This window comes from Fretibacterium fastidiosum (genome assembly GCF_964642095.1).
In the GTDB taxonomy this organism is placed as follows: domain Bacteria; phylum Synergistota; class Synergistia; order Synergistales; family Aminobacteriaceae; genus Fretibacterium; species Fretibacterium fastidiosum.
In genome coordinates, this window is record NZ_OZ209244.1 from 747,765 (window position 1) to 763,015 (window position 15,251).

Annotated in this window: 14 protein-coding genes; 5 read left to right on the plus strand and 9 right to left on the minus strand. The window is 59.4% G+C overall.

The features are described 5' to 3' along the window. Positions 1-174 precede the first annotated feature (174 nt). From ACK28C_RS03430 to ACK28C_RS03445, 4 genes are all read right to left on the minus strand, one after another. Positions 175-1,875 (minus strand): SEL1-like repeat protein, encoded by a 1,701-nt coding sequence (locus ACK28C_RS03430; protein ID WP_015556082.1) that lies wholly within the window; start codon positions 1,873-1,875, stop codon positions 175-177. A gap of 5 nt (positions 1,876-1,880) precedes the next feature. Then, positions 1,881-2,126, minus strand: coding sequence for a hypothetical protein (locus tag ACK28C_RS03435; protein ID WP_409152446.1), 246 nt, complete (start codon positions 2,124-2,126; stop codon positions 1,881-1,883). 183 nt (positions 2,127-2,309) lie between these two features. After that, positions 2,310-4,079, minus strand: coding sequence for a hypothetical protein (locus ACK28C_RS03440; protein WP_015556081.1), 1,770 nt, complete (start codon positions 4,077-4,079; stop codon positions 2,310-2,312). A 17-nt stretch (positions 4,080-4,096) separates the two neighbouring features. Continuing rightward, positions 4,097-6,748 carry a hypothetical protein gene (locus tag ACK28C_RS03445; protein WP_409152447.1) on the minus strand — a complete coding sequence of 884 codons (2,652 nt, stop codon included), beginning with the start codon at positions 6,746-6,748 and terminating at the stop codon, positions 4,097-4,099. Between the two features lie 627 nt (positions 6,749-7,375). Between ACK28C_RS03445 and ACK28C_RS03450 the strand changes: the two genes are divergently transcribed. Then, positions 7,376-7,726, plus strand: coding sequence for a hypothetical protein (locus ACK28C_RS03450; protein ID WP_409152448.1), 351 nt, complete (start codon positions 7,376-7,378; stop codon positions 7,724-7,726). 55 nt (positions 7,727-7,781) lie between these two features. Here ACK28C_RS03450 and ACK28C_RS03455 read toward each other — a convergent pair whose 3' ends face one another. Genes ACK28C_RS03455 through ACK28C_RS03465 form a run of 3 tightly spaced genes read right to left on the minus strand, consistent with a single transcriptional unit; the run spans position 7,782 to position 9,697 of the window. Next, entirely contained in the window at positions 7,782-8,837 is a 1,056-nt protein-coding gene (locus ACK28C_RS03455) for a hypothetical protein (protein ID WP_409152449.1), read from the minus strand. A gap of 31 nt (positions 8,838-8,868) precedes the next feature. Further along, entirely contained in the window at positions 8,869-9,414 is a 546-nt protein-coding gene (gene mrtS, locus ACK28C_RS03460) for a Synerg-CTERM system glutamic-type intramembrane protease MrtS (protein ID WP_015556078.1), read from the minus strand. 7 nt (positions 9,415-9,421) lie between these two features. Beyond that, entirely contained in the window at positions 9,422-9,697 is a 276-nt protein-coding gene (locus tag ACK28C_RS03465) for a hypothetical protein (RefSeq protein WP_015556077.1), read from the minus strand. Between the two features lie 206 nt (positions 9,698-9,903). On the opposite strand from ACK28C_RS03465, the gene ACK28C_RS03470 reads away from it, so the two are divergent. Then, the gene (locus tag ACK28C_RS03470) at positions 9,904-10,815 is read left to right on the plus strand and encodes a peptidyl-prolyl cis-trans isomerase (protein WP_015556076.1); all 912 of its coding nucleotides are present in this window, start codon (positions 9,904-9,906) and stop codon (positions 10,813-10,815) included. A gap of 107 nt (positions 10,816-10,922) precedes the next feature. Here the strand turns inward: ACK28C_RS03470 and ggt are convergent, their stop codons facing one another. After that, positions 10,923-12,629, minus strand: coding sequence for a gamma-glutamyltransferase (gene ggt / locus ACK28C_RS03475; RefSeq protein WP_015556075.1), 1,707 nt, complete (start codon positions 12,627-12,629; stop codon positions 10,923-10,925). Positions 12,630-12,691: 62 nt separating this feature from the next. Between ggt and ACK28C_RS03480 the strand changes: the two genes are divergently transcribed. The 3 genes from ACK28C_RS03480 (at position 12,692) to ACK28C_RS03490 (ending at position 14,471) form a co-directional block, all read left to right on the plus strand. Beyond that, the gene (locus tag ACK28C_RS03480; RefSeq protein WP_409152634.1) at positions 12,692-12,844 is read left to right on the plus strand and encodes a DUF3825 domain-containing protein; all 153 of its coding nucleotides are present in this window, start codon (positions 12,692-12,694) and stop codon (positions 12,842-12,844) included. A gap of 194 nt (positions 12,845-13,038) precedes the next feature. After that, the gene (locus tag ACK28C_RS03485; RefSeq protein ID WP_015556074.1) at positions 13,039-13,215 is read left to right on the plus strand and encodes a hypothetical protein; all 177 of its coding nucleotides are present in this window, start codon (positions 13,039-13,041) and stop codon (positions 13,213-13,215) included. Between the two features lie 302 nt (positions 13,216-13,517). Next, positions 13,518-14,471 carry a hypothetical protein gene (locus ACK28C_RS03490; protein WP_015556072.1) on the plus strand — a complete coding sequence of 318 codons (954 nt, stop codon included), beginning with the start codon at positions 13,518-13,520 and terminating at the stop codon, positions 14,469-14,471. 243 nt (positions 14,472-14,714) lie between these two features. Here ACK28C_RS03490 and ACK28C_RS03495 read toward each other — a convergent pair whose 3' ends face one another. Then, positions 14,715-15,065 (minus strand): heat-shock protein Hsp90, encoded by a 351-nt coding sequence (locus ACK28C_RS03495; RefSeq protein WP_208872626.1) that lies wholly within the window; start codon positions 15,063-15,065, stop codon positions 14,715-14,717. Positions 15,066-15,251 lie beyond the last annotated feature (186 nt).

A 15,251-nucleotide genomic window follows, 5' to 3' on the forward strand; every position in this document is an offset into this window, starting at 1 on the left:
TATTATACCCGCAAGGAAGTGGACGTCAAGGGGGCTTTTCGTGCCCTTGTTGGGGGCGAACGCGTTGTGGCATCATGTGAACCCTGGGGCCCCTTGAATCGTATTACCAGGGTTCGATCAGGCTGTCTCTCCGTTCCGGCTCAAGGAGGCTATGCCCGTTAACCTCCGTGCCATCTATTTTTTGTCAAGCTCGGCCAACCTGTCCCTGGCCTCCTGGTTCCCCTGGTCCGCCGCCTTTTGATACCACTCCCTGGCCTTGGGAACATTCTTGCCTACGCCATCAGCGCCATTGGCGTAGAGGTCCCCCAGGGCCTTTTGCGCCTCAGCCATCCCCTGCTTTGCCGCCTCTTGGTAAAGTTCCAGGGCCTTGGGAACATTCTTGCCTATCCCGTCGCCCCTGGCGTAGAGGTCGCCCATGGCCTTCTTTGCCTCAGCCATCCCCTGCTTTGCCGCCTCTTGGTAAAGTTCCAGGGCCTTGGGAACGTTCCTGCCCACACCGTCACCCCTGGCGTAGAGGTCCCCCAGAGCCTTTTGTGCCTTGGCAAGCCCCTGGTCCGCCGCCTTGCGATACCATTCCGCAGCTTCCCCATACTCTCCCAGGAGACAATGGTTATCCCCCATGAGGCATTGCGCGGAGAGGTTCCCATCATTTGCCAGCTCGACAAAGCGACTCAGGGCTTTTCTCGGACACTCCCTGTCCTCCGCCCCATCACCATCCAGATCAATCTTTTCCACTAAAATTGTTTTCCATTCATCGGGGTTCAATGTGCCCTGTTTCATCAAATCCAGGATATGGCCGGAGACGTTCTTTTCGCAGCCGTAATCGATATTGTCGCGAATGCAATTCTCCCCCTCTGTTTTTCTGCCCAATTGAAAGTATGCGATGCCCGCAAAAAGTCTGCTGCCCCAGTCGTTTCGGGGCGCGTGTTTGCGGAGTGTCTCCAATTGCTTCGTAATGGCATCCGTATCCCATCTCCCTTTACGATCGGGAGCCATCAGCTTCTCGATACGGTATTTTGCGACCTCCAGCTTGTAGGGATCACTCTTCAGCACCGGACGCCATACCTCGTCGAATTGATCAAAACACCGGCACTCTTCCTCGGTATTCATAGCATCCCGCGCGGCTCTGCCGCGATAGAACCAATAGGGGGGGTAGACGCCAAACTCCCTCTCCAGGGAACGCAACATCCGAAGGCGTTGGGATGCATCGGATTGCCGCACCGCCTCGTAGAAATCATTCAAGCTGTCTTGAGTCAGGCGATATTCGTCAGGCAGCCCATACAGGTGCAACAGCGTCCACGACGATTTCAATAACCTTTTCTGTAATTCATTGCAATCCTCCATCTCCTTATCACTGATTTCCCAAAGTTTATCCTCCAGCTCCTCCCGTATTTCATTGATCGCCGCCTGGTAGCCGAAGTAGGCCGAGACACAGGAGACGGCAAGGCTGTCCAGAAAACTCCTGAGAGATTCTCCTTGAGCGCTGACACTGGAAAGCGATCTGACAAACTGTTGTTTCTCACGTCGGACGTAGCGTTTCCGAAACCGTTCCATCTGCTTACCGTTCAGCAACTTCCGGGTCATGAAATCCATCAGTTCCTCATAAAGATCGATCAAGTTGCTGTCGGGCGCGATCTCTCCCAACGACAGGTTGTTGATGATGTTCTGATACTCCTGCTCCAGGACGATACGGTCCTTCGTCTTCAAAATGCGGTGCACGGACACGATGGCCATGTTCAGGGTCAGCATCGTGTTGAGCCGATCGTAGTCCTCCTGGGCCCGTGCCGGCCCAACGGGCATGGCCTCGCACAGCAGAGCGGCGAGCAACAGTGCCGCGACCGATCGTTTCCAAACTCTTTCCATTGTCTTCCACATCGGTTTCACACCCTTTCAATCACTTTGCCCCGCGCCCTGTTCCGGCTCGACCAGGTGATGCCCCTGGCCTTCAGTTTTTCCTTGAAGCGTTCGTTCAGAATCTGGGGAATGCAGTATTTCAGCTTCTCCAACAGCAGTTCCGCCCGTTTCCGGTATGTGCGTCCACGCCCGTTTTTGAGCGCCTCCTTCAAATCCGCGTCGATTTTCTGAAGTCGTTCCGTTCGGTCGCCGCGCCTCAGGAGACGCTGCAATCCGTGATCGATCAAATCCCGCTCGATCGCGTCCGAGGCGGCAGGGCCGATATCAGAGGCGTCTCGTAATCGCCCGGCAGGTGCACGTCATGGATGATGGTGGCGACGGCACCCGCATAACTGGGGACATCCGGGGCTGTTTGCCGGCCTCACACAGGCTCGGTTCCCCTTGGCCCCCTCTGGTTACTCCTCAACCAAGACTGATTTCAGCAAGTCATCAAAAAAAACGTCGAGGAACTCCTTAAAATCGCCGCCTTTTTTGCGTTTTGATTTTGGAGCCAAAAAGAAAGTAATATCCCTGCGCTCGTCGTCGAACTTGATGTAGGGTTTCTTCTGCAAAGTCCCATCCAGACGCTTTCCCAGATCGGATACGTCAATACGGCGCCAGTTATCTTTTTTGACAAAAATGTACTTATCCAGCTTCTTACCCTCGGAAAGGTCCTCCATGTTGAGGAGAAGTACCTGATAACCTTCCTTCCCATCCCCGTAGAAAAAAGACAGGTACCCGAACCCCTTATCCTTTTGGGTATCGCTCTTTTCCAGGAGCTCATCCAGACGTTCTTCCAGTGCCTGCCTGTCTTCGGCGATTGGTTGCGTCGCACTCTCAAGGGAAACGCCGGGATTCTTCGTCGTATCTATAAACTGTGACAATTGATCATTTAAGTCATTTTTTAAGCTGCCCCAAGCCTCTATTCCGGCCTTCTTGGGGCTTATGGAGAAAAACTCTCCTCTATCCGTTTCATCCACAACCGAAGAAAAGTCCTTTCCGAGAGGTGACAATACGGTGATTTTAAAATTCTCCTTGAACACACTCACGTTTATCAACTTCTTCTCTTGGCCTCCCCGACCTCCTTGATCGCCCTTTTCAACCAACCATTTTTCGTTTTTCAGCTTCACAGTAAAATTTTCGGAGATTGCCTCTACTATTAAGAAGTCGACTAAGGAAGCCTTCTCCTTCCACGGCTCAGGAACCCACATAAGCCCAGCCAGGCCTTTGAGGTAGTCTTCTCCCTTGTTTTTGGAAAGAATGTCGATAATCGCCTCCCGTTTCTCCCTTCTTTTCTCTCTTCTTTCAGTGATTTCCGGATCCTCCGGGGAATTGGTGGAGGGTGAGGGGTCCCCTCCACCCCACCAGGAGTAGACAGGTTGAATGAGATATTTCTGGGAAAAATCACGAATACTGCCCCAACAACAGGCTACGCCAAAAGTCAGAGCTAGAGCCATCAGCAGGGCCGCGAGCTGGGGCATGCGCAGCTTCCTTTTTTTCGCAGCCTCTTCAGCCGGAGGGCAGAGCGGAGAAGAAAGACTTCTCAGATCCCAGACGTGTCCATCCACCATCAAATATCCCACGTCCTTTTTGGGCCATTTTAGTGAGGAGGAAAGGGGGAAGGGGACCTCCGTGGCCGAGGAAGCCTTTTCTCCGTCAAGGTAAAGCGTATCGGGTCTTACGGAGTCATCTTTGGCTATCCCCTCATCGCTGCCTTCCTTGCCTTCGGGGGAGACGCCAGGTTTTTCGGAGTTCTTTCGGGCTATCCGCTCCAGGTCGTTGGAGCTCCAAAGAGCCCGTGTCACCTCGGAAAGCGACAGAGCATGGACGACGTCCGCCGGCACGACGCAGGCGACCGTGGATATATTCGGTCGCCCCTTATGGTCGCTGCCGGGGAAGATGAAGCCCATCAACGTTCCCTCGTCCTGATCCTTTCCCCCGCCCTGCCAGGGCAGGAGGATCAGCCCCGCCTTCTTGGGCCGCTCCTGCTCCCGCTCCTGCTCCCGCTCCTGCTCCCGCTCCAGACTGGGAGACAGGGAAAAGTCTTTGAGCAGCAAACGGTAACGGCTGTCCAGCTTGCGTTGGTCGGCAAAGCTTTTCGAGGCGTGCTTGATCCCCCAATCCAGCCCGTGAACCCCCTCTTCGCCTGAGGTAAATACCCAGTACGCCAGGTTTTTGCAGATCATTTCGTCCCTCCTTCCTTTTACCAGGGACACTCCGGAATGCTCACGTTGGGCTTGAAGTCGATGGTCAGATAGTAGGCCCCTTCAAGAGTACGCTGCTGCAACTCTTTGTACCCCATAAAGCCCGAGGGGGTCGTTTTCCAGGTGATGAGTTCATCGTCCATCAGGATGTCTTCATCAAACACTTTAAAGGTGAGCTCCGGCGTCTCGACCGCCCACATAAATTCTATCCCTTCATTAAACTTGCATTCCGAAGTTTTTCCATCACCTTCAACCGTTTTGGTGCGAAAGATCTCCTTGTTCCCCATTGAAACCGTCACAAAAATGTCCGGCGTCTTCATCCCCCAAAAGTCAAAGGGCATGTCTTTGGCATCGCCGAAAGTCCCCTTGACCACATTCAACTTGCCTTTGACCCCTCCTTGAATGACGTTGAGGAAATCCCGAACCTTTGCGACGGTTTCCCTCTCGGCAGAGTCGGGCCATAGCTCAAGAAATGCGTCCAGCCTTTTGCGGCATTCGGCGACGTCCCTCCTGTCCCTCGTGTTGCGTCGTCTCGTGAAGTCCTCCCGGCAATCGGCGAGATGTTTTTCCTCCAATTCACCCATTATGGCCTTTTCCTTCCCTTCAAGCCAATTCGATAACGAGTCTGCCTTGAGCGGGAGGATCGTCTGCCGCAGCGCGTTCAGGGCCTTCTGGGCCTCTTGCTTACCCTCGGAGAAATCTTTGAGCTGGACAGCCTTGGAGGCTTCGCTCCCTACGTTTTCAAGCTCCATCTCGATGCGTTTCTGCAGGAGGTCTATCCCCTGCTGCTGCCGGTCGTCCTTATCCTTTCCCCCAAAGCTCGTAATCCTGTCGACCATCTCTTCCATGTTTTTAGAAGCATTGAGATCGCGAAGCCATTCCTGCCTCTGCTTTTCCCTGATGGATTCGACGCGCCCCTCCAGCTTGTCCCTAACCCCTGAGGTCATGGCGGGATAGCGGTCCAGGAGTTCTTGAAGGAGGTCTGCATCGTCGGCGTCCTTTTTCAACGCTTGCTCCACCAGGGCAGCGTAATGCTTCTCCAGGGCATTTTCCAGTTTTTCCCAACCTGTGGAGTCGAATTCCACCTTGTGACGCTCCAAGAGCGCCACGCCCTCCTCCGGCGACCGCGTGGAAGCTGCCTGGATCAAGGTATCCAGTTTTTTCTCAGCCCAGGACTTTTTCTGTGCATTCAGATAATCTTTACTGTCAGGAGAAAGTTTGGGATGATCCGTCAACTGTTCGGCTTTTTTGATATACACATCGAATGCCTCCGGCCCGACATCCAGAGACAGGACACCGCCCCACCGGCGCAGGCTGTTATCAATTCTCTCCTGGATATTCTTCTGCCAGCTTTCCGGGACATCATAATTCAGACAGTCCAAAACCGCGTTGAACATCTCGTCCGGCGACGCATTCTGTACTTGAGAATCCAGGTTCAGCAAGCGCCCCAGGTCGAAATACCACGCCTTGCGCTTCGCCAACTCGTAGTGCTGCGGCTGGATCTCGGCAAAGTGCGTGACGGAAAGATAGCGTTTCACCTTTTCCGCATCCTCCAAAAACGCAGGGCTTGCGTCGGGCGCCTTCTCCTCGTCAATGGCCTCCAGGGCGGCTTTTATCGGCGCGTAGATGGCGGCCTCATAAGCCTGATAAAGCTCCTCCCTCAAGGAAGGCAGCTTTTTGTCCGCCCTGAAAAAAGCGGGCAACCAGGACGGGGAGAAGAAGGCATCCACCTCCTGAAGGGCCTGTTCGTAACGGTCCTCCGTCCGCAGCCTGCCGACCCTTTCCTGCATTCCCCTCCATTGGCTTATGTCGTAGTAGTACATGCCACCCTCCAGGACAGCAAATATGGAGAGCGCCAGAGCGGCAATGATTTTTCTCAGAGTTCTTCCGTGAGCCGATCGGCTGTGGACCATCGCCTCGAAGAGGTCTTCCATCGGCTCGATGACCATGTCGGGCTGGTAATTCCGGGGGACGCTCTGGGGGGATTCCCACTTCCCGATGGCCTGGCTTTTATAGGCGTTGACGTATTTGCCTTTTTTATAGGCGGTTTTCTCAAGCCAATTCCCATGGTCCTGGGATTTTGACGCCGCCTTGAAGAGTGCGGAGTTCTTCTCTTTTAAGGTGTCCAGTGAAACGTCGGGGATCGTATCACCCTTTGTGAAGATAAACCATATCGGCACGTCCGAACGTCCCTTCAGGTCCCCCGACTTGTGCTCCCGAAGCTTCGAGATCGCCCTGGCAAACACGAGGTTGTCCTTCAAAACCCTTTCCGAATCGTTGACGAGGTCCTCTCCCGAGATGAAGAACAACGCTCCATCGGCTCGCTGGAGGTCCGGCAGAATTTTATTTTCCACCCACGCCTCCATGTCCTGCGTAAAGCCGCCCGGGATGTCGAACAGATCCACGTCCATCCCCAGGGAGTCGACGGAGAAGCTGAAATCCACACGCTCCGACGTCCCCTGCACCACCTCGTGTTTCTCGAAAAGCTGCTTTATGAGCTCCGCAATCCTGTCGACGGAGCTCTGTGACTTGACCATAATGGGCCGGCTGCCCCTCCCCAGGTTCGTTACGAGGTTGAAGTAGGACCCGAAGAAGATCGTTTTGCCGACCCCCGTTGCGCCCATCACCGCAATCTTGTATTTTCTGTTCACTCCAACCAATTCTCCCCTCTGCGCGCTTGCCGACCCCAGCCGAAAACAGTTCGATTTTTCACCCGGACCTTGTCGATTATAGCAATGTATACACAAAAATCAACTTTAAGGATACTATCCCCAATCCACAGGCTGTGACGGCCTTATCGAGGATCAAGCCCATCGTTGTAAAGGTTAACCCGACTCTGATACCAAATCGCTCTAGAGAAGGAAGGATTGATATAGCTAATCCTGAAAAACTCATACTAAATCGCGTCTAATAATGTGGATTGCCTCCCCTGAAAGGGGAGGTGCCGCCAAGGGCGGCTGAGGGCGAAGGAAGTCCGGGGGACTTCCGCAGCTCAGCCAGACGACGCAGCTGATGCAATCGCGTCAGCGATTGCGGCGCTGTGTTGGTCGGCTGTGCCGAAGCAAGGCAATTGATTGCCTTGTGGAGGCGTTGACGGGGAATGTCAGACAGGCGCGTCTTATGAAAAACACCCCTCCCCTTCGGGGAGCCTTCCGGCAGCCGTTCGCTAACGCTCACGGGCCGTCAGTCCCAGCCCCTTCGGGGCAGCCCCCCCTTGCAGGGGGGCCTTTCTTGCCCTTCTTTAAACGCGAATTGGTATTAGTTTCGACCTGGACGCGGTGCGTTTCGAGAACGGCAAGGACTGGGCCCTCCGCTTCATAGACGAATGGCTCTCGGTCTATCGCCTGGCGGAGCCGCAACGGGAGGGAGAGGGAACGACCTTCGTCACGATCGACCCCGGCCTTTTCAGCGACGAAGTTCTCGACGTCGTCTCGGGCATCGTGTACGGCATCAACACCAGAACGCCGGACACGGAGATGACCATGAAAGAGATTCTGGAGCTCAAGGAGCAGGGCATCTATGAATTGCTGACGAGCGAGGAGGACGTCGTCGCCTGCGCCTCCGCACAGCTGCTCTTCAAGGACGGGACCTCGTCGGACGTGCGGGTGTTCGAGAGGACGGTTCGTTGAGCGGGCATTTCCATGGGCCCGACGGGCTCCGCGGTTGGGGCAGCCGACCGTGACCCTACGGCTTCAGGGGCTCGTCCCAGAAGGGGAAGTAGATGCGGAGGTGCGTCACGTTCCGGAGCGCGTCGTCCACGCGCCCGGAGACGTCCGGAAGGCGGGTCCATGGGCCGCCGTCCAGGCGGCAGAGGGCCAGGGGCCTGCGCCCGTAGGTACTCCACCAGTCCTCCAGCCGGTCCTCGAGCTGCGTTCCGGGGACGAAGGCGTTTTTGAAGAGCGGCGGGGTCCCCGCAAGCTCGCGGCCCGGCAGCGGGGCCAGGATCATCCACTGGGTCAACTTCCAGGCGTTGGCCATCTCGTGGGAGGTGAGGGCGTGGATCAGCGGCATGATCTGGATGCCCCCCACCTGGTCCCTGGAGGCCGTCGCGATGTCGATGACGCCCGCGTGGGAGGCGCGGATTCGGCCGCGGCCCTGAAACTGCGTCCCCCCGAAGCGCCCGACGCCCCCGATGGGGCGCACGACGCGGGCCTCGACGCGGGGCCCGTCGGCCCCCCACACGATGACGCGCCCGCCGGGGCGGTTCTCGATGTCCACCATCCAGTCCCGTGGACGGCGGGGCAGGGGCGATCGGATCACCAGCGTCTCCCCCTCCTGCGGCGTCCCGTCCAGGGGCCTCTCGCCGTCCTTCCCCAAGATAGTGACGGGGGAGCCCACCAGGGGCGCGAAGCCGCCGAAGGGCCCCGTGCCGGCAGCCGCGTCCAGGGAGAAGAAGGCCCCTGCCGCCGCGGCAGGGGCCACGGTCACCGCAGGGACGAGGCTCAGGATGCGTCCGCGCCCCTCCTCCACGTCCACCAGCAGGTGAATGGCGTTCACGGCCGTGGCGCAGACCGTCGCCGGCGCGCACCACTTGCTGGCGGTGTAGGCCGGCCAGTTCGTCTTGACGGGGGTCATTAGGACCCGCCCCAGGGTCACCTCCGAGCCGTCCGGCATGAGGGCCGTCACGCTTTCGCCGACCTTCATGGGGACGCGCAGCTCAAGCGTCTCCCGTCGGTCGGCCCCCCGCGCGGGGAGCGCAAGCAGGGCCAGAAACAGCAGCACCGCAAGGGTTCTCTTCACGACGATCAAACCTCCTGAAATTGAGGGGCATCTACGGGATCGGAGCCCACCAGACGGCCCAGACGTTGCACAGGGCGTGGTAGAGGATGGAGGGCAGAACGGAGCCGTGGCGCCAGCGCAGCCACCCCATCACGAGCCCCGGAAAGAACGTCGCCACGCGCAGCCATCCGACGAGGGTCACGAGGTGGATGAGCGCGAAGGCCAGCGTCGCCAGGGGGATGCCCGCCCACGGCCCCCACCGGCGCACCGTCAGCGTCTGGAGCCAGCCGCGAAAGAACGTCTCCTCGATGAAGGCCGCCGCCACCCCGCCCCCCAGGCTGTCCAGCGCCTGCCACGGCGTCAGGCTCCTGGGGCCCGGCCCGCCCCACTCGACCGGCCAGTGCATGGAGACGACGGTCAGGGGGACGAGGGTCAGGACGAGGGCCAGCGCCACGTCCCGCCATGCGCCTCGCCCCATGAACCACTTCAACCCGAAGTCCCGCTCGTCCTCCCCCCTGAGGCGGCACCAGGTGTAGGGGAAGTAGAGCATGAAGGCCGCGGCGGCCAGGCCGGCTGCGGCCGTCAATATCCCGTGCATGGGGAGGTTAGAGGGACTTCATGGCTTCGGTGAGGAAGCTCGCGGCGTTGTTGATGCCGAGGACGATGTCGATGCGGTGGACGTAGAGTAGGCGCGAGGCCCTCCACAAGAGGACGATCACCGGCACGGCGACGATGAGCGCCCCCAGCTTGTAGAGGACCTTGGAGGGGATCCGTCCCCACCCCTCAAAGAGCGCGTCGACAAGCCAGCCGGCGGTCATGAGGGCAAAGCCCAGAATCCATAAAGACAGCCCCAAAATTACCCTTGTGTCGATCAAGCGCATGAGCTCGTCCTCCTCGGTCCAGTGTAAAGCACAAGACGGGAAACGGCGCGGCCGTCCTCCGGCGTCCTCGCCTGTATTATACAACGGGACGGATACGCAGTTTATCGTCTGTCCTGCAGGGGACTTTGTGTTAGAATCCCTAAACGTATGCGGTTTTTTTTGAGATGTCCCGCCTTGCGGGATAAAACAGCAGGGAGGAAGAGAACATGAGTAAGCAGTTCAAGTTGAAGTTCGCGGCGGTCTTCGGCGTGGCGGTCCTCGCGGCGGCCTGCGCGGCCTGGGCGGCGACCGAGGCGCCGAAGCCGACCGAGGAGAACCAGGTCCTGGCCCGCGTCGAGGGCCGGGAGATCACGGAAGCGGACGTCAACGCGGTCCTTCAGTCCATGGGGCCCCAGGGCATGATGATGTACGGGAACCCCCAGGGGCGTCAGCTCATCCTGGACGAGATCGTCTCCATGTACCTGTTTTCGCTCGAGGCCGAGAAGGAGAAGCTGGACGGGGAGCAGGACTTCATCGACTTCATGGCCCGCGTCCGCACCCAGAGCCTGGCCCAGCGCGCCATGCGGAACGCCGTGAAGGACGTCAAGGCGACGGAGGAGGAGGCTCAGAAGTTCTACGACGAGCACAAGGACCAGTTCACCCAGCCGGAGCGCATCCACGCCCGCCACATCCTGATCAGCGACGACGCCACCAGCGCGGACACCATCGCCAGGGTACAGGCGGACCTCAAGGCCGGCGCGTCCTTCGACGAGGAGGCGAAGAAGCTCTCGCTCTGCCCCTCCGCCCCGCAGGGCGGCGATCTGGGCGAGTTCACGAAGGAGCAGATGGTCCCCGAGTTCTCCGACGCCGCCTTCGCCCTGAAGGAGCCGGGGGACGTCTCGGAGCCCGTCAAGTCGCCGTTCGGATGGCACATCATCCGGCTCGAGGGGCGCACGCCGGCTCAGCTCATCCCCTTCGACGACGTAAAGGACCAGATCCTTCAGGATCTGACCGGCCAGCAGCAGCAGGAGCGGATCAAGGCGAAGGTCGAGGAGCTGAAGAAGGCCTATAAGGTCGAGATGCTGGCTCCCGTCTCCGACGACGCTGCCGCCGAAGCGGCCTCGGACGACGCGAAGTAGGATCGAGTCGGACCGGCATGGATAGAACAGAGGGGGAAGGCGCACGCCTTCCCCCTCTTTGTCCGGCAGGCGGCCAGAAGCCGCAGCGCCCGACGGCTCTTGAGGGGCTAGAACTCCATGCGGGAATCGTGGCTGCCGGTGATCTTTCCGGTCCTGAGGTCGATGTGGATGGCGTTGACGTCGCCCATGTAGGGCTTCAGGCTGAGCTTGTAGCCCATTTCCGTGAGGGCCTCCACGTCCGACGCCGATAGGCCGTTGTCGTGCTCGATACGGAGCTCGTCGGGCAGCCACTGCATGTGGAAGCGAGGGGCGCTGACGGCCTCGTTGAGGGGCATGTCGTAGTCGATGACGTTCTGGATCACCTGCAGGGTCGTGGTGATGATGCGGCTGCCTCCGGGGCTGCCCACCACGAGGACCGTCTTGCCGTCCCTGGAGACGATGGAGGGGCTCATGGAGCTCAGTGGACGCTTGTAGGGCTCGATGGCGTTGGCATCGCCGCCCACCAGGCCGTAGACGTTCGGCACGCCGGGCTTGGCGGAGAAGTCGTCCATCTCGTTGTTCAGCAGGAAGCCCGCGCCCTTCACCGCAGCCCCCGTGCCCCAGGACTCGTTGATGGTGTAGGTGACGGCCACGGCGTTGCCCATCTTGTCCACGACGGAGTAGTGGGTGGTGTTCGTGCCCTCCTTCAGGGGCTCCAGGCCCGGACGGACCTCGCTGCTGGGGGTGGCACCCTTCGGGTCGATCCTGTCGTAGATCTTTTTGGCGTAGGCCTTGGAGGTCAACTCCTCGACGGGGACCTTCATGAAGTCCGGGTCGCCCATGTACTCGCTGCGGTCGGCGTAGGCCTGGCGCATGGCCTCGGCCATGACGTGCAGCGCAGCCGGGGTGTGGCAGCCCAGCGCCCTCATGTCGGCGTTCTCCACGACGTTCAGGATCTCGGCCACAATGGCCCCCCCGCTGGAGGGCGGACACATGGAGACGATCTTGTAGCCGCGGTAGTCCGCCGTGCTGGGCTCGCGCCACTTGACCTCGTACCTCTTCAGGTCCTCCTTCGTGATCAGGCCGTCGTTGGCCTTCATGTCCGCCTCGATGAGGTCCGCCGTCTTCCCCTCGTAGAAGCCCTTCGGCCCCTCGGCGGCAATGCGCTTCAGCGTCGCTGCCAGGTCCGCCTGTTGGAAGAGCTCCCCCGCCCTGTAGGGCGTCCCGTCCCCGTGCAGAAAATAGCCCTGGGAGTGGGGGAACTTCCTGAACTTGTCCGCGAAGTCGGCCATGCTCTTCGCCTGGCGTTCGGAGAGCTCATAGCCCTTTTCGGCCATCTCGATGGCGGGGGCGATCAGCTGGTCCAGCTTCATCGTCCCGAAGCGCTCCAGCATGGCGCTCATGCCGGCCACCGTTCCGGGGATGCCCACGGCCTTGTAGGTGCGGGTGCTCTCCTGGGGGATCACGTTTCCGTCCTTGTCCAGGTACATGTCCCGCGTGGCCGCGCCGGGGGCCATCTCACGGAAGTCGAGGGCGTAGTCACCGCCGTCCGCCGTGTGGATGACGGCGAAGCCGCCCCCGCCGACGTTCCCCGCCTGGGGGTGGACCACCGCCAGCGCGTATCCCACGGCGACGGCAGCGTCAATGGCGTTGCCGCCCCTGTCCAGAACGTCCTGGCCGGCCTTGTCCGCCAGGGGCTGGGTCGAGACGGCCATGCCGTTCCCGTTGCCGATCAGGAGCTCGTTTCGCGGCGCGGCCAGCGCGCCCGATGCGCCCGAGACCAGGAACAGCGCCGCCGCTGCAATGGCGAGCTTCCTGCTGCGCAGAACCTTCATTTCACACAACCTCCTTATTCAATGTCTGCTTTACTTTATTAGTATAGCACCACTCTATCTGCCTGTGCAGCGAAGACATTCCGGACCTGGCTCTCGTTGTCAGCGAACACTCAACAGGAAACACGTGTCTCGGCCACACCTGTCTAACGCTCAATATGGCTTACAACGACGCCCGCCTGATTGCGCGGCCGGACAGCACGTGGCTCAGGCCATAGAAAAAACAGCACCACAAGCGAGACGCCCCCCTCTCCGGCAAGACGAACCTTGACGCAGAGGCCCAGGGGCCTGAGTTTTCGGCACTCGTCGACAAGGTGAACGTCTCCATACCCGCTGTCGAGCAGGGGCCCACGCCGCCATAACCCGCTCAAAAGGGATCCTTCTGGAGCGCGTCAAGTCGGAGGCGGTAGCGATGCGGCGCCGGGGTATCTGCGTTAAAATCAATGCCGTGTACCTTGAGGACAACGAGGAGACGTTGTCCGAGGTGCTGGTGTTTTCCTCCGCGCAGGACATCACCACCAAGATCATGAATGACATGTTCGGGAGCAGGGAGTACTATGAAAAGCTCCTGGCCTACGCCGAGCGCTGATGGAGAAAAGTACATGGTCATCACGGCGGAAAGCCCTCATGGGAAAGAAAGCGGGCGACGAGGTCGAGCTCAAGACCTCCAGGCTCACGCGCTATGCCGTGGAGTCCGTTTCGTGACGGCTTTTGCCGCGAACGGCATCGAGAGATGAGAAAACGAGGGTGAGAAAACGATGAAACCGCGCGTCAAGAACGATTCATGGTGCTACACGGCATCCAGCAGGTCGGCCCGAAGGAGGGTGAAGCGCCTGGCGCACAAGCGGCACCGCAGAGACGACAGGAATATCATGAAGGAGGAAGATCATCATGACGGAACTGCTCAACACATTCTGCAGGGGGCGTAATATCCAGTTGCTCTGGCAGCCGGAGCTTGAGACGATCCCCGACCGCATCGCGGAAGGTTTTGTGCCCATCGAGATGGCCGAGGGAACGAAGTCCTTCGTTGACTTTCGATGCCTCGATCACCATAACGACTACTCGCACCTTCCTTCGGCCTGTGTCACGGCACTCAAGTTTTATGGAACCCTCGGGTCGGACTCTCCGGTTCGCTTGATGGTCAACCACACCGACGCGGACTGCGTGCTGACGGGAGTGACGCTCCTTGGGCTCCTGCCGCGGAAGCTCCTGGAGAGGCTCAACCCGGAGGTGGGAGTGCTGGATACGGATCCCTTGAGCGTGGACTTCGGAGACTTGCTCTATGGCAACGCTATCCGTCTCTGGAAAGTCGGCATGATGTCCACGAAAAAGAGCGGTTGGAGCTGGCTCTATGGGATGCAGCTGTTCCTTGATATTTTCAATCATTTTACTTATTATGAGGGAAAAACAGGCGAACTTGAGGAAAGAGAGAGGGCTCGGAGGGAAAAAGCCTTTCAGGATTACGATAAAGCGGTCACGGGGCCATCGGGCAAGGTCCTTCTGGTGGCTCCCTCGACGGTCAAGGGGTACGACGTGCAGTTCTTCAGGCAGAGGGCCTTCCCCGCCACGTCCCTTGAGGGGTGGCGCCACTGGTGCGTCGTCTCCCATGTCCGAAAGGTGGGGAATGTCATGTTGTCCTGCCCCAACAAGGAGGTGGCCGAGCGGGCCTTCGGAAGCGGCGGACTGAAAAACGTCTTTCCCCGCCTTCCGGAGATCGAGGGGAAGGAGTGGGGCGGCAGGGAAGCCGTCGGCGGTTCCCCGAGAGGCATCGTCGTCCCCGCCGAGCTTCTGGGATCGATTTTAACAATTCTTGAGGATTCCCTGTTGACAAAGGAGGGCGTCTGATTTGGGCAAAGAGGTGGGAAACGACGCCTGGAGCATCTTATACCAATTTGCGTTTAATATGGATTGCCTCCCCTGAAAGGGAAGGTGGTTCGCGTCAGCGAACCGGAGGGGTTGTTTCTCAGGCTCAACACCCCCCAGCCCCTTCGGGGCAGCCCCCCTTGCAGGGGGGCCTTTCTTGCCCTTTAGACGCAAATTGGTATAAAAATAAAAAATTTGACATCTCGCCCAAAAACTTCAACGCGGCTACTTCAGGAGGACCTCCCGGTGGTCCAGGACCTCGAGGGCCGCGCTGCAGGCGCCGCAGTCGCAGTACTTCGCGCCCTTCGCCTTGATCTCCCGCCCGTGAGCATTGAACTCCTTCGCCTTCTCGGCGCCGAAGAGGGCCACACCCTCCGCCGACCCCGTAAAGGCGATCAGCCCATCGATGGGCACCAGGTCCGCCTCCAGCTCCGCGATCAGGCTCCGGGCCTCGGCGGCTTCGCCGGCCTTCCCCAGCGCGTCCAGCCATCGTTGGCCTGCGGCCCGCGCCTCGGCACAGCAGGACGGCGCCGCCATCATTCGGCGGACGACCTCGGTCATTTCCTTCTTGTCCACAGTAAACAGCTCCCTTCCGAAAAAGACTCCGCGGCGCAGCGTTGGCGCCGCCCCCGGCCCTCAGGACGGCCGGCTCCGTATCCCATGATATAGCGCCTTGCCCCGTCCTGCAACACCTGACCTCTGAGTAAAACAAAATGCGAAAAGGGGACGCCTCGAGGCGTCCCCTTCAAAAATACCGTTCTT

What these genes read in the sequence shown, in the direction of transcription:
- ACK28C_RS03440 (WP_015556081.1), bottom strand. Translation starts at nt 4,079, where the DNA reads ATGATCTGCAAAAACCTGGCGTACTGGGTATTTACCTCAGGCGAAGAG.
- ACK28C_RS03485 (WP_015556074.1), top strand. Translation starts at nt 13,039, where the DNA reads ATGCGGCGCCGGGGTATCTGCGTTAAAATCAATGCCGTGTACCTTGAG.
- ACK28C_RS03470 (WP_015556076.1), top strand. Translation starts at nt 9,904, where the DNA reads ATGAGTAAGCAGTTCAAGTTGAAGTTCGCGGCGGTCTTCGGCGTGGCG.
- ACK28C_RS03465 (WP_015556077.1), bottom strand. Translation starts at nt 9,697, where the DNA reads ATGCGCTTGATCGACACAAGGGTAATTTTGGGGCTGTCTTTATGGATT.
- ggt (WP_015556075.1), bottom strand. Translation starts at nt 12,629, where the DNA reads ATGAAGGTTCTGCGCAGCAGGAAGCTCGCCATTGCAGCGGCGGCGCTG.
- ACK28C_RS03430 (WP_015556082.1), bottom strand. Translation starts at nt 1,875, where the DNA reads ATGTGGAAGACAATGGAAAGAGTTTGGAAACGATCGGTCGCGGCACTG.
- mrtS (WP_015556078.1), bottom strand. Translation starts at nt 9,414, where the DNA reads ATGCACGGGATATTGACGGCCGCAGCCGGCCTGGCCGCCGCGGCCTTC.
- ACK28C_RS03490 (WP_015556072.1), top strand. Translation starts at nt 13,518, where the DNA reads ATGACGGAACTGCTCAACACATTCTGCAGGGGGCGTAATATCCAGTTG.